13 protein-coding genes are annotated in these 14,006 nt (G+C 54.9%); 6 read left to right on the plus strand and 7 right to left on the minus strand.

Annotated features, from left to right (window positions below; translation table 11 throughout):
- Positions 1-17: 17 nt before the first annotated feature.
- Both CAF79_RS23055 and CAF79_RS23060 read left to right on the plus strand, forming a co-directional pair.
- On the plus strand, positions 18-992 hold the full coding sequence (locus tag CAF79_RS23055; protein WP_085700466.1) for a hypothetical protein: 975 nt from the start codon (positions 18-20) through the stop codon (positions 990-992).
- Between the two features lie 212 nt (positions 993-1,204).
- Positions 1,205-1,987, plus strand: coding sequence for a TSUP family transporter (locus CAF79_RS23060; protein WP_085700467.1), 783 nt, complete (start codon positions 1,205-1,207; stop codon positions 1,985-1,987).
- 142 nt (positions 1,988-2,129) lie between these two features.
- Here the strand turns inward: CAF79_RS23060 and CAF79_RS23065 are convergent, their stop codons facing one another.
- Entirely contained in the window at positions 2,130-2,789 is a 660-nt protein-coding gene (locus CAF79_RS23065) for a hypothetical protein (RefSeq protein WP_085700468.1), read from the minus strand.
- Positions 2,790-2,960: 171 nt separating this feature from the next.
- On the opposite strand from CAF79_RS23065, the gene dusA reads away from it, so the two are divergent.
- Positions 2,961-3,956, plus strand: a complete 996-nt coding sequence (gene dusA, locus CAF79_RS23070; RefSeq protein ID WP_085700469.1) for a tRNA dihydrouridine(20/20a) synthase DusA — start codon at positions 2,961-2,963, stop codon at positions 3,954-3,956.
- 23 nt (positions 3,957-3,979) lie between these two features.
- Here dusA and CAF79_RS23075 read toward each other — a convergent pair whose 3' ends face one another.
- On the minus strand, positions 3,980-4,813 hold the full coding sequence (locus CAF79_RS23075; protein WP_085700470.1) for an undecaprenyl-diphosphate phosphatase: 834 nt from the start codon (positions 4,811-4,813) through the stop codon (positions 3,980-3,982).
- A gap of 507 nt (positions 4,814-5,320) precedes the next feature.
- Between CAF79_RS23075 and CAF79_RS23080 the strand changes: the two genes are divergently transcribed.
- From CAF79_RS23080 to CAF79_RS23090, 3 genes are all read left to right on the plus strand, one after another.
- A complete protein-coding gene (locus CAF79_RS23080; RefSeq protein WP_085700471.1) occupies positions 5,321-6,061 on the plus strand; it encodes a winged helix-turn-helix domain-containing protein in 741 nt (246 codons plus the stop codon).
- A gap of 294 nt (positions 6,062-6,355) precedes the next feature.
- Positions 6,356-7,015, plus strand: coding sequence for a helix-turn-helix domain-containing protein (locus tag CAF79_RS23085; protein WP_085700472.1), 660 nt, complete (start codon positions 6,356-6,358; stop codon positions 7,013-7,015).
- Positions 7,016-7,397: 382 nt separating this feature from the next.
- Entirely contained in the window at positions 7,398-8,792 is a 1,395-nt protein-coding gene (locus CAF79_RS23090; protein WP_085700473.1) for an undecaprenyl-phosphate glucose phosphotransferase, read from the plus strand.
- Between the two features lie 158 nt (positions 8,793-8,950).
- On the opposite strand, the gene CAF79_RS23095 is transcribed toward CAF79_RS23090, so the two are convergent.
- The 5 genes from CAF79_RS23095 to CAF79_RS23115 all read right to left on the minus strand — a co-directional run bounded on the left by CAF79_RS23095 (position 8,951) and on the right by CAF79_RS23115 (position 13,905).
- Entirely contained in the window at positions 8,951-11,029 is a 2,079-nt protein-coding gene (locus tag CAF79_RS23095) for a YjbH domain-containing protein (RefSeq protein WP_085700474.1), read from the minus strand.
- Positions 11,026-11,757: a capsule biosynthesis GfcC family protein gene (locus CAF79_RS23100; RefSeq protein WP_085700475.1), complete on the minus strand. Its 732-nt coding sequence runs from the start codon at positions 11,755-11,757 to the stop codon at positions 11,026-11,028. The genes CAF79_RS23095 and CAF79_RS23100 overlap by 4 nt, the downstream gene beginning before the upstream one ends.
- 29 nt (positions 11,758-11,786) lie before the next feature.
- Positions 11,787-12,452 (minus strand): YjbF family lipoprotein, encoded by a 666-nt coding sequence (locus CAF79_RS23105; protein ID WP_085700476.1) that lies wholly within the window; start codon positions 12,450-12,452, stop codon positions 11,787-11,789.
- Positions 12,453-12,463: 11 nt separating this feature from the next.
- A complete protein-coding gene (locus CAF79_RS23110) occupies positions 12,464-13,579 on the minus strand; it encodes a polysaccharide biosynthesis/export family protein (RefSeq protein WP_176247771.1) in 1,116 nt (371 codons plus the stop codon).
- Positions 13,580-13,668: 89 nt separating this feature from the next.
- On the minus strand, positions 13,669-13,905 hold the full coding sequence (locus CAF79_RS23115) for a hypothetical protein (protein ID WP_003226528.1): 237 nt from the start codon (positions 13,903-13,905) through the stop codon (positions 13,669-13,671).
- Positions 13,906-14,006 lie beyond the last annotated feature (101 nt).

A 14,006-nucleotide genomic window follows, 5' to 3' on the forward strand; every position in this document is an offset into this window, starting at 1 on the left:
AAGGAGAGAGAAACCTCATGAACTCAGCATCCTCGCAAATTCGTTTTGAAACATTTGAAAAAATTCCTATGCAGGAGTTTGGTGAGGTTTTTATTGAGGCGCTACCGAAGCATATTCGGAGTTTAAAAATTCCCGGGCGAACTATATTTGAAAACCACCGCCGGGAGCCGATATCAGCGCAAGTCTTGAAAATATCCGAAATCCAAGATGCTTTGCTTGAAGTGCTCCGCCATCCAATCACGCAAGAAGCTCAGTTTCATACTGAGAGTGCTTTCAGAGTCTTCCTGAAAAAACAAAAAGTAGACTCTGCCGTTCTTAAGTTTTTCAATGGGTGGAATGAAACCCATAAAACAACCAGCTTGGTTTCAGCTAAAATTATTATGCGCCTATCAGCTGACGCTATATCAGTACCGCCAGAGAAGCGAATAAGCTATCACAACGTCATGGCACACATGCATGAAGTCGCTAAAGATGATTTTGGGCTTGGTCACCAAGGGCATGATGGTATGTATAGTCATATGACCATCGCCTTTGGTGCGACGGATTGGGTTGGAGACCAATACAAGGTGCAAGAATGCAATGAATTCTCCGAGTTTTTATATAATACCGGTGTAGCGAAACATAAATCGGCCTTGAATTCAGTCGAGCATACAACCTCAATCATGGACGCTATGATGGTTTCTATCGCATCAGAGCTATGGAATGGCCGAGAGTACAACTTTATCGCTCAGTTCATAGAGGATAAGTTGGTTGAAATCAATCCTTCGCTGAGGACAAACGTTCAATCATTGCGTAACGCCAAGGGATACGTAATAGGTCATTCCGGCGAAGTTGAAAACAAGCATGGGTTGCATGCGTTAGCTGCGGCACAAGCATATGGTCGAACTGTAGATACAAACTTCAAGCTAGGACGACTTAAGGGGATTATGCTTAATTACAATGAACGAGTAGGAAAGGCTTTTGCTGCGATGCACCGAGCCCTAAGTGCATAAAAACAAGGCTCAATGTAGCTTTAGAGCATCTGATAAGAAAACTATACGGGCTTTGCCCGAAAAGCATTTTGCTTTACCACCTGGAAAATCTGCCGATTAGCTCACGTAGCCGCGCCGTAAACTAATCGGCACATTCAGGAGAGAGTATAATTAAAGATAAGAGGACATCATGAGTTTTCGCTGGATATTCAAGTTACGAAAGGATCCTCTATATGAATTTTGACCAGGCTTTAATCGTTCTGGGTTTTTTCGCCTTTTGCGGTGGTTTGATAGACGCTGCAGTAGGCGGTGGAGGGCTTGTACAAATCCCGGCACTTTTACATGCCCTACCTCAGCAATCTCTTGCTACAATTTTTGGCACTAACAAACTAGCTGTTTTGGCAGGAAATCTATCCTCAATATTTAGATATTTAAAAAGAATAAAAATCGTGTGGAGGCTTATGCTCCCCACCATGCTTTCAGCTTTTTTATTTGCATTTATTGGTGCCGCCTCAGTTTCCATTGTGCCAAAACAGCTGATGGAATTTATTGTTTTTTTTATCCTTATAGCGATGGCTATTTATACCTTTACGGAAAAAAACCTAGGCTTATTCAGCCAAAATATACATTGCGGAACGAAAGAGATTATATTAGGAATTTTTTTTGGCGGTCTCATTGGTTTTTATGACGGTGTTTTTGGGCCAGGCAGCGGGAGTCTTCTACTTTTCGTTTTTGTTAAGTTTTTCGGCTTCGATTTTTTAAACGCATCAGCATCTGCAAAGCTTGTCAACCTAGGAACGTTTAGTGCGGCTCTTATATTTTTTGTTCCGTCTGGCAATGTCTTATGGATAGTAGGTAGCGTGGTGGCCGCTTGTAATATTGCGGGCTCACTCACTGGGGTTTTTTTAGCATTACGTTACGGAAGCGGCTTCATCAGGATATTTTTCTTAATTCTACTTGTATTTTTAATCGGGAGAATGGGGCTGACTATATTCAACAAATATCTTATCAGTTAACTATGCTGACAATGGGGGTTCAAAAAAAATGGGGACAAATTTATTACCACTTAATCAAACAAATCTGTCCCCTTTTTTCTTCTATGCAAACGCTCTACCTTTAGAACAAGTTAATCCCGCCCGCCCATCTATGCTTGATCAATCAAAACGACTCAACCGGCTTCTTAGCCTCAGCCAAGATCTTATTCGCCTCTAACCGAGGAAACGTAAACCGAATAATCATTCCCGAATCCGCACCTTGCCCCGCCATCACCAACTCAGCGGATCGGATATTCTCCGGCGCAGCAGCCAACGCACTAACAGCATTGGTCTGCCCTTTAGCGTTCAACCCTTCAAGAAACGTATAAGTCAGATTGCCAGACGCCAGACCAACCTGTTCAAAATTGGAAATCTTCGTCGTCAGCTCTTCAGTGCTTCTCGACTTTCTCGCGGTATCGAACATATCCAGGATGGATTTCTCATCACTCATGGAAACCAGCGTGAATGATTTGGAAAGCCCCGCGATGGCTTTAACGTACAGGTTCTGATCAAACGGGCTGATGAGTGAAACCATCATCAGCTTGTCACCCGAGAAGATCAGCGCGACGGTGAATTTCTCTTCCAGGAAATCCACATCGTCGATGCACCTCGCGGTTCCGCCGACGTCTTCGGAGCAGTCGTAGTAACCGGCCGCTTCGGTGAATTTGGCGAGTGGGGTTTGGTAGACGTAGTTTTTGAACAGCTTTTCTTCGGCGAAAGCCCCTTGGGCGGAGGCAAGCAGGGCGCCGGCGACGAGAACAGATGATGCGAGTTTTTTCAGCATGGGATCCCTTCCTCACTCTTATTGATAGCCCGATGCTATCAGTCCATTTCATGGCTGTCTTGCTTAATTCCACACTTGATGAGGTTGTATTTCCGCCGGATATCACTGAGCCAGACCGGTCATTCCTGATAAACTCCCCCACCTCCCAGCCACACCGATTCCGTACCCCCAATGCCCCCAATCACCGCCACACCTGCCCCACTCTCCCGCCGTTTCTCTGTCGCGCCGATGATGGATTGGACTGACCGCCACTGCCGGTACTTCCTACGCATCCTGTCGAAAAACGCCCTGCTCTACACCGAGATGGTCACCACCGGCGCGTTGCTCAATGGCGATCACGAACGTTTCCTCCGTCACAACGAAGCCGAGCATCCTCTGGCGTTGCAGTTGGGCGGTAGCGTCCCGCTGGACTTGGCCGCGTGCGCGCGCATGGCGCAGGAGCACGGTTATGACGAGGTGAATCTGAACGTTGGCTGCCCGAGTGATCGGGTGCAGAACAATATGATCGGGGCGTGCCTGATGGGGCATCCGCAGTTGGTGGCGGATTGTGTGAAGGCGATGCGTGATGCGGTGTCGATTCCGCTGACGGTGAAGCATCGGATCGGGATCAATGGGCGGGACAGTTATGAGCAGCTGTGCGATTTCGTCGGGACGGTGCGGGATGCCGGGTGCACGAGTTTTACGGTGCATGCGCGGATTGCGATTCTGGAGGGGTTGTCGCCGAAGGAGAACCGGGACATTCCACCGTTGCGTTATGACGTGGTGGCGCGGTTGAAGGCGGATTTTCCGGAGCTGGAGATCATTCTGAACGGCGGGATCAAGACGATGGAGGCCTGCCACGAGCATTTGCAGACCTTTGACGGGGTGATGCTAGGGCGCGAGGCGTATCACAATCCTTATCTGCTGGCCGAGGTGGATCAGCAGTTGTTTGGCAGTTCGGCGCCGGTGATTTCTCGGGCCGAGGCGCTGGCGCAGTTGCGGCCTTATATAGCCGAGCATTTGCTGGCCGGCGGCGCGATGCATCACATCACCCGGCATGTGCTGGGCCTGGGCACCGGGTTCCCGGGGGCACGCAAGTTTCGTCAGTTGTTGTCGGTGGATATCCACAAGGCCAAGGACCCGCTGGCGTTGCTGGATCAGGCGGCGGAGTTGCTGGCCGGGCGTTGAGGCCCGGCCTGAGCGGCTGAGGGTCAGGCGGCTGCGGCCGCCGTCCAGTTGACCCAGCCAAATTGCCAGGTCGCGAGGATCAGTAAGCCGAAGGCGATGCGGTACCAGGCGAAAGTGGCGTAGCTGTGGTTGGCAATGAACTTCAGCAGGCCGCGCACGGCGATCATTGCGAAGATGAACGCTACGACGAACCCCAGGGCGAAGACCGGCAGGTCGCTGCTCTGGAACAGTTCGCGGTACTTGTAGCCGGAATACACCGCAGCGCCGACCATGGTCGGCATCGCCAGGAAGAATGAGAACTCCGTGGCGGCCTTGCGTGACAGGCCGAACAGCAGACCGCCGATGATAGTGGAACCGGAGCGCGACGTGCCCGGAATCATCGCCAGACATTGCACGCAACCGATCTTCAGCGCATCAGCCCATTTCATGTCGTCTACATGGTCGACACTCACTGCATGATCGCGCTGCTCGGCCCACAACATCACGATACCGCCCACGACCAGGGCAACGGCAACGGTGATCGGGTTGAACAGGTATTCATGAATCGTGTCGGCGAATAACACGCCGAGAATGACCGCCGGGAAAAAGGCGATCAGCAGATTGCGGGTAAAACGTTGCGCATTATTCTGGGTCGGCAGGCCTTTGACGATTTCGAAGATCTTCGGGCGAAATTCCCAGACCACGGCCAGAATGGCGCCCAGTTGAATAATGATGTTGAACGCCATGGCGCGTTCGCCGCCGAACTCCAGCAAGTCGGCAACAATAATCTGGTGGCCCGTACTGGAAATGGGCAGGAACTCGGTCAGGCCTTCTACCGCCCCAAGAATCAGCACCTTGAACAAGGTCAGTAAATCCATTAATCCTCCGTCGGCACGCTCTTTTACGGCGCGCCGTTAAATGCATTCAGGCATTGAGTATCTGAAGTAAAACAATTGGCAGATGCGCACCCATTGCCCGACTCGGGGACGGAGAATATGTCTTATCAAAAGCCACACTCAAGGCATGTTAATAAACGTCCGTATGTGAACTTGTCGACGTTATAGCCAAAAGACAGGCCACCACATAAAATGTGACCCACCTCACACTGCTCTGATACGTATGCAGTTGAGTGGTGGCCAAGGGACATAAAAACAGGTCGCGATAATTACAAAATAGTGGCACCATTCCATATTGCCACCATCTAAAGCCCCCAATTTCGTTAGTTAACAGCCCCGAAAAAATCAACTAAAAGCTTGAATCGCTTAATTATTGTTAGAAAACTCGGGAGCCACGTCTAAAATCCGCGCAAATGTTACCAATTGTCAGTCACAGACGAGAACCGGTGCTTTAACATCCCGATGTCAGCACCTTATTCGAGTCAATGCATGATGCTCACAGGTAACTTAGCGACTAGAAGCCCGCGCCGCACAAGCGACGAACCAGGTGTTCTCACTCTGGGTCGTACCCGTGGCGTGGCTGAACACTTTAGCGCGCTAATCGCCAAGCACGTGCAGTCTGATCTGGCCATTGAGGCCGACTCTTACGCTAGTTCATATCAGCAAAATGAATATCACGGCTTGTATCGGGCCATATTCATTGTCATCGACAGCCCTCAGGCGCTTGAAGACAACCTGGCATTGGTGGAAAGCCTGCGCAGCGATAACTTGAAGCCGATCATTTGTGCGGTGATCACCGGGCGCGGCGCGTTCAACAAGATCAAGTATTTCCTGGCCGGCGCCGACTTCTGTATCAAACTCAATACCTTGTCCGATGAAAGCGGTGACCTGCTGGGCGAATTCTTCAACAGTGAAGAATGGCAACGCGATACCAGCCTGGTGCTGGACCCTACCCGCATTTGCCTCTCGGACACCAACAAGAAACTCGATATTTCCTTTGCCGAAATGAAGATCCTGCAAGCCTTTGCGCAGACCGGCAATCACATTCTCAGCCATGATGAAATCGCCAGCATCATGGGGCTCAACACCCATTTCTACGATCCTCGGGCGCTGGAAAAATCCATCAGCCGCTTGCGTGGGAAAATCAAGGACGTGTACGGTACGAACGCCATACAGAGCATTCGCGGGTATGGCTATCGTCTGATGCGGGGGTTGATCTCGACCGCCTGATTCAGGGAATCACTCTTTTTGCAGCTTACGAGGGAACGTCTGATGCAACGCACTAAAAATCCGATGTCTCACTGTTTTAACTGCGTCACATATCTAATAAAAAGCTGTCATTTGCATGAGCGCTGCAACACTTAAACATAACAATAAACCATTACTCTAAAAGCAGACCGAGTGGAACTTATCGAGGGCCATTATTGGGCCCAGACCCTGCCTATCGATTATTTCCGAGGAAAACATTGCTCGCCTGCCCATTATTTTTTTCGCCAAATTTGGTGTGTACTTTAGGAGAGAGACATGGAAACCAGCACAACCCTCCCAAGAAAATACTTTGTTGTCGTGACTAATAGCTCGGCGTCGCAACGTGAACTTGAGAACATCCTCTCCAGCGAGCGTTTCAATTCGTTTGGCACGTCTCAGGCACAAATGTTTATTGAAGGTGTTGCTTCGCCCTCTTCCACTCCGATGCTGATGGAGTTCACTTACCCACGCGGCACAAGGAAGCATGTCGCACGCAGCATCGAACATGATACCCAGCGCATATTGGCCACCCTCGAATCGGAATGGCTGGCCGCACAATCGGCGCATTCATTCCACAGTTCCACGGCCATGTCCGAAAACCCCACCGATACTTCCCGCACGATCGAATCCGACGCGCCCTGCACCGAAGCCTGGCATCTGGACAATGATCAGGGTGCATTGACCAAAGAGGGTGTCGAAATCAGTCTCACCGGGCTCGAAACCGCACTGGTGCGCAAAATGCTTCACCACGAAGAGCGTGTTGTCAGTCGCGACGATCTGATCCTCAGCATCGGCCGCGAGCCGGAGCAATACCGGGGACTGGAAATGTGCCTGAGCCGTCTTCAAGACAAATTCAAGAACGCCAGCAACGGTGAACGTTTGTTTCGCGCCGTGCGCAATCGCGGTTACTGCCTGATCCAGGAAGTTGTTGCCTAAACAATATTCCTCACGCCAAGACAAACAGATACAAGTGCGATTACAAAAATAAAAAAGCACTCTGTTTGGTTTCACCCCTCCCTGGTTATACCCGCCGCCTGACCCCACCTACGATAGCAAACACAAGATTGATTATTCACCCCCTGCCTTTCGACCTTTTCTAACGTTTGAATATTGAAATTTCAAATAAGTTGGCACTGTGCCATCTTGTTAGAACTCGTCAGACAGCATCCCCGGCAATAACTTAGTCTATTGACTGATGACAGTTCCGCATACCGGCGTTGTTACCTCAGGACACTGGCTCAAACAACAATAACAAGTCTGCTTAACAACTCGGCTTTCTACTGTCGAAACCTGAATGGACGTCTTTTGGGGATATCGTATGGATCTTTCTCTTCGTATCAATCGAAACACCGGCCTCAAGGGACTGACCTTTTGGGGCCAATGGGCGCTGGCACAGAGTTTCATTGTTTCACTGTTGTTCTTTCTGGCTGAACAGCACACCGGAACCGTCGAGTTCTATTACCGGATGTGCACGATCCTCGCGGTTCTAGCGTCGGTTCCGGCCTATACATTCAGCGGCGCGTATCGAAAACGAGACAACTATCTGACCGGGCTGGGACGGCTGTTCATGGGTTGGTTCATGACCATGGCCGGGCTGGCGTTCATCGCCTTCATCTGCAAGGCCGATGCACTGTTCTCCCGCCAAGTCATCCTTGAATGGGCGGTGTACGGTTTCCTTGGCCAGGCGCTGCTTTACGCACCGCTGCATGCGTTCTCGAAGTTCTACCAGCGTTCGCGCAAAAGCGAACACAAGACCCTGATCGTCGGCACCGGCGAACTGGCTCTGGGCCTGGCGAAGAAGTTGAGCCAGCACGAAAACCTGCCGCTGGTCGGCCTGGTCAGCAACGGCGATACCCCTGGCCTGGAAGCGGATGCCCCACGCGTCGTCGGCGCTCAGGACGAACTGCTCGAACTGATCCAGGCTCACGACATCCGCCGCTTGTACATCACATTGCCGCTGTCGGAAGCCGCCAAAATCGAAGCGATGTATGTCGACCTGCTGGATGCCAACGTTGACGTGGTCTGGGTGCCAGACCTGAACAGCCTGACGCTGCTCAACCATTCGGTGAAAGTCGTGGACGGTCTGCCGGCGATCTACCTCAACGAAAGCCCGCTGACCAGCCGCCCGACCGCCGCGCTGAGCAAGAGCCTGGTGGAAAAAGCCGTCGCCCTGTTGGCCATCATTCTGTTGAGCCCGGTGCTGCTGGCCGTGGCGCTGGCGGTGAAGCTCACTTCGCCCGGCCCGGTGTTCTTCAAGCAGGATCGCCACGGCTGGAACGGCAAGGTGATCAAGGTCTGGAAATTCCGCTCGATGCGCGTGCACGATGACCGTGAAGTCAAACAGGCTAGCCGCAACGATTCGCGCATCACTCCGGTCGGTCGCTTCATCCGTCGCACGTCACTGGACGAGCTGCCGCAACTGTTCAACGTGCTGCAAGGCCACATGGCACTGGTCGGCCCACGTCCGCATGCCGTGGCGCACAACAACTACTACTCGGGCAAAATCCTCGCCTACATGGCCCGTCACCGAATCAAACCGGGCATCACTGGTCTGGCGCAGATCAGCGGTTGCCGGGGTGAGACAGATACCCTCGACAAGATGGAAAAGCGCGTCGAGATCGATCTGAAGTACATCAACAACTGGTCGCTGTGGCTGGATGTGAAGATCCTGGTGAAGACGCCGTTCACCCTGTTGTCGAAGGATATTTACTGAGACGCAGGGCTTGAGAAGGCAACACCGCAAGGGGACGAGAGTCCCCTTTTTTGTGGGCGGGATTTGGGGGTTGGTCGTGGCTGTATCAAGATCCCCCTTCACCACAAACAAAATCGGGAGCCCACAGGCTCCCGTTTTGACTTTCCACTCTCCCGCCCTTACTCGGTAATCTTCCCGAAGTTGCGGTAGAACATGTCACCTTCCCGACTGTCCGTCATCGAATGCAGCTGGAAACTGCGGTTAAGCCGCGCACCACCGTCACGGGTCAGCGGTGCCCACACCAGGTTGGCGCGGCGCATGGTCGACATGCTCATCATTTCGTCGAACGGGATCGACAGGTACAGCCCCTTGTCGAAACTACCCTCGCCATACTCGGCGCTGCCAGCCGTGGTGATGGTCGCCCAGGCGCCAAAGCGCACGCCGTTGAAGAACTCGCGGGAGATATCCACCGTGCCGCCAAAGTCGCCGGCCAGATAACGCCCGACGCTGACGGCCGCCAGCGTGTCGAACGGCAGATCGGTGTAGCCGGTGATATGGCCGGTCCAGACCGAGTAATCACGCAGGCCGAAACCCTGGTCGAACTCACGCTGACGCACGTAGTTCAGGTCCGCACCGATCGACCAGCGCTTGCCGGTCGGACGAAACAGCACCTCGCCCCCGACCCCGGCGAACATCGACTCCAGATAACCGCCGTAGACCATGCCGTACAAATCCTTGTCCAGTTGCTCGGCGTGGCTGACCTGGAACAGCGGCATGGTGGTGTCCGACGTGGTCAGGTACTGACGCAAGTCGGTGCGCACACGGGGCAGGCCGCTGGGTGCGTCGTATTTGAACTTGTCGAAGTTGTTGATCAGGTTCTGACTGAGCAAACCGTTCCACCAGGTGTTGCGGTTGAAGCGGTACTCGGCGTCCAGATCCGCTGTGAACTGATAGAGCAAGCCATCGGGGCCGCCGACGTTCTGTTTGAAGCCCAGGCCGACGCCGTAATTGAAGTGCTGCGGCGCTTCGCTGTAGAGGGTTTTCTCGTTGCGCGGCATCGCCGGGTTGATCTCGGTGGTGCGGTGCAGCGATTCCAGCGGCTCTTCGTTGTTGATCACTTCGCGGAAGGTCTGCCGGGGCACGCTGGTTTCTTCCAGCGGCAGGTCGTAGCGCTTGTTGACCACGGTGAACCAGTCGATGTCGTCGTTGACGCTGTTGTCGAGAATCCGGCTCGCGCGGCCGACGGCCTTGGGCGAATGGAAATAACGCTGCTGCTCGCCGTAGACGATCAGTTCGGAATCGCGCTGGGTGATCCGCTCAACCTTGTAGCCGGCGTTCTGCTGCAAGCGGCGCGACACGTCGGCCCAGTTGACCTCCTCCATCGTCGTACTCGGGGCCTTCGCCGGCAGCGGTTCGGCCGGCGGATCGAAGGTTTTGGCCGGGGCCTTGCGACTGACGAAATTGGTGTGGAACGTGATGCCGAACATCGCCGTGTTACCCCGCTCCCAGGCCGCGCTCACATCGACGGAATCGGTTACCTTGAACACCGCGCCTAGGTTGATCGGCGAGTCCTGCTTGATGATGTTGTCCTTGGGCTCGTGCTTGTAGTCGTTGCCATCGTATTCGAGTTTCAGGCTGAGGCGATCCCAGGGCGTCTGGTAACTCACGCCGCCGAAAAACCCAGGTTTGCCGCGAAAGTACGACCCGGCGTTGACGTCACCGGTGCCTTCCAGGTCTGGTCTGGTTTTGAAGCGATCACTGGCCCAACCCAGCGGGTTGTCGAAATCACCGCGATTACCGATGTAACCCCAGGCGATGCCGGCGCTGAAATCGAAATTGTCATAGCGTTTGTTGGCGACGAAGAATTCACTGGCAAACAAACCGGTACCACCGATGTCTCGAAAGCCCAGTGCCACTTCCGGCGCCCAGTGGCTTTCCTGCCACAGCCGGACCTTGGCGTCGACCGCCTTGTCCTTATAGCTCTGGCTGCCGCTCAGCGCTTCGGAACCGTACGGACGGTTGGTGATGGCGGTGTAGCGAAACGAACCTTCCAGCCAGTCGAGCGGCTGCAACGAAACGCTGTATCGGCTGTACGGTTCGGTGCGGTTGGCGTTGACACTCAACTCACCGGCGGGCGACATGCGCGCGGTCGGGGTCTGCAACAGACCGACGCCGCCGAAGTCATTCTGGGTAATGCGTGGCTCGGCATGCACCAGGCCACACGGCAATAACAGCACAGCTGCAAAACGCAAATTCAACGAACCACCTCAGCCAACTGCGTGGCAATCAATTCGGCCAACTGCTGATTCAGTTCAGGGACAGGCGGATCCAGATCATCGTTTTTCACCGGCACCAGAATCTTGCTGCCGGCCACGGGCATCTGCCCGCTCTCGCGGTTCCAGTGGGCGATGCCGACCCGCCGCGATTCACCGTTGGGCTGGATCAGCCACAGGTAATCAGCATCGGCGTCGGCCTCCAGCAACGTGCAGCCCTGCAGATATTCGCGGGCCTCCTGCAACGGCTGATAAGGCAAGCGGCACGGCTCGGCGACGGCGCCCAGCACTTCGACTTCATCGACCCGTTTCGGATAGATCAGTTGATCGCCATCGTCGAGACGGATGTTGCGGGCGAAGCCGACTTCCACCGCCACCGGATCGAGATCGGCGATCTGCCGTCCGGTCACTGGCATCTGTCGGACCTGCTCGGTCAGGCGCTGGGCCAGCGCCGCACGACTCGGCTTGTCAAACAGCATCGCCATTCGATGCAACACATCCAGATCGAACAGCACGCCGACCTTGAGTCGCGTCTGTTCTTCGAGCAGCGACTGACGCAACAGAACGCCCGCCAGCCAGTAGCCTTCGGCGTTCGGTACGGCCTCGCCGATCACATCGCGCAAACGCCCGCCCGCTGGCAATTCGATCGGACCCGGGTTGGCGACATCACCGCTGACGATGACCGCTGCCTCGCTGATCCCGGTGAGCAACATCAGGCACGCCGAAAGCGCTCTGAGCCGCTTCACGGGACATGCCTGCGGTCAGGGGTCAGTTGCACGATCCTGACCCGCAACTGCGAGGTCAGTTGCTGTTCACTCTGCACAATGAAGCCGTCCACCGGATCGACCCAGTAACGATTGGTCGCGTGCAGGCCGATGGCCGGCGCATCAATCTGCTCGTCGACACGCAGCACGGTGTATTGCTTGTCGAGAATCTCGAGGGTTTCCAGGGACTTTCGGGAGAAGCGGCTGTTGAGGATGATCCCGACTTCCTGGCCCTTGTAGAGGTCGATCCAGCGGCGGCTGGTGTAGCCGTCGGTGACTTGGTGCAGACCCCGTTTGAACGGCGAGTCATCGGACAGGCGCGTGCCGTCCAGATCGCCCTCCACGCCCAGGCCGATGCTGCGCATCGCCAGGCCGTCGCGCATCAGCAGCACCTGCTTGCCGGAGGCGACCCAGAACTGCAGATCCTCGCGCTCACGCACCAGCGCCAGCACCCCGGAACCGGACGGCGTGGTCAGTTTGAGCTGGGGATACTTGACTCCGGCCACCTGCTGCGCCGACACATCGAGTTCATCCGGTCCGATGACCGACGCCTTGAGGTTGTTCAACGAAGCGCTCATCAACGGATTGCAGCCACTCAATAAAACGGCCGCCATCAGGCACACGCCCACTTTCAACGTTTTCACAGTCGGCGGCCTTATTTGCTGTTGTTACTGTATTCGCTCCAGTTCTTCGCAGCGGAAGCCCCCGTCCCGACAATCGATGCCGACGGCACCAACTGGCTGATCAGGCGATTCCAGCGAGTCACGTTGGCAGGCCCGACATAGACCACGTCCTGGGGCCGCACTTCGAAGTGCGAGGCGAGCGCCATGGCGGTCGGCGATTCGGCTTCCAGCTGGTAGATTTTCGCCGGCTCCACGTCGAGGTTTTCCACCCCGCGAATCACATACACGGCGTTGCCGTTGGAGGTGGTCTGGCTCAAGCCGCCGACCGACCCGAGCACGTCGGACAGGTTCATGGTGGCGGTCTTGAAGCTCAGCGCACGGGGCTGGTTGACCTCGCCCATCACGTAGATGCGCTTGTTGTCGTTGTACGGCAGATACAGCTGATCGCCTCCCTTGAGGTAGACGTTCTGCAATTCGGAATCCTGCTGATTGAGGGCGTCGAGATTGAGCGGATAGACCCGCCCGTTGCGCGTCAGCATCAGCCCGGACAAATCGGCATTGTTGGTATCGACACCGGCTGAACCAAGGGCTTCGACCACGCTCAGCGGGTTGGTCGAAATCGCCTGGGGGCCGGCCTTGGTCACGGCGCCCGAGACCACGACTTTCTGGCTGGCGAAACGCAGCACCGCGACATCCACTTGCGGCTCGGCAATGAACGCCGAGAGACGTTGCTCGATGTCCGAACGCAGTTGCTGGATGGTTTTGCCCGCGGCCTGGACTTCCTTGATGTACGGGTAATACAACGTGCCGTCGGAGCGCACCAGACGGCCGTTGGCATCGATCTGCTGTTGCGCACCCGAAGGGGCGGTCAGCTCGGGATGATCCCAGACCGTGATGTACAGCACATCATTGCTGCCGATGCGATATTCGGCCGGGGTCGCCAACAACTCCGCCGGCACCGACTCCCGCTTGTGCGTGGCGCGGTTCATGGCGATGAGCTTGGGGGTGATCTGAATGAGCTCGACCCGGCTGCTTTCGCTGGCGCCCTGGCGCGTGATGCTACTGGTGCTCAGGTACTGGCCGGGGGAGAACATGCAACCTTGCAAAGCGATACTTGCCAACAATAAAAGAGAAAAACGACGGTTCATAATGGCACTACGCTATTCAAGGGCGAATCCAAAACAAAGTCACCCGACTTTCGTCGGGCGACCCTGTACTGCACCAACAGATACTTCAGTTAGTTGTGCGTGCCGGTTGTACCCGTGGTACCGGTGGTACCCGTTGTACCGCCGTTGGCACTTCCACCACTGTTGGACGCCGCTACAGCACTGGCGACCATGGCAGTACTGGCAGCAGGCGCTGTAGAAGCCGCGACACTGCCAGATACATTGGTCACTGCTGTAAGCGGCGCTTCAGCTGCGGATGCCCAGTTGCTCAACATCGTCAACAGGGCAATCGCCATCACTTTTTTCATATCAACTCCTTTCTAACATCGCACCTGAACATCGGGTGTTCGTTAGAGGTGGTAGAGTTCAAGTCGCAAAAAGCGCGAACAAGATCCGTTGTTCTTTCACA

Source organism: Pseudomonas sp. B26(2017), assembly GCF_002113045.1.
In the GTDB taxonomy this organism is placed as follows: domain Bacteria; phylum Pseudomonadota; class Gammaproteobacteria; order Pseudomonadales; family Pseudomonadaceae; genus Aquipseudomonas.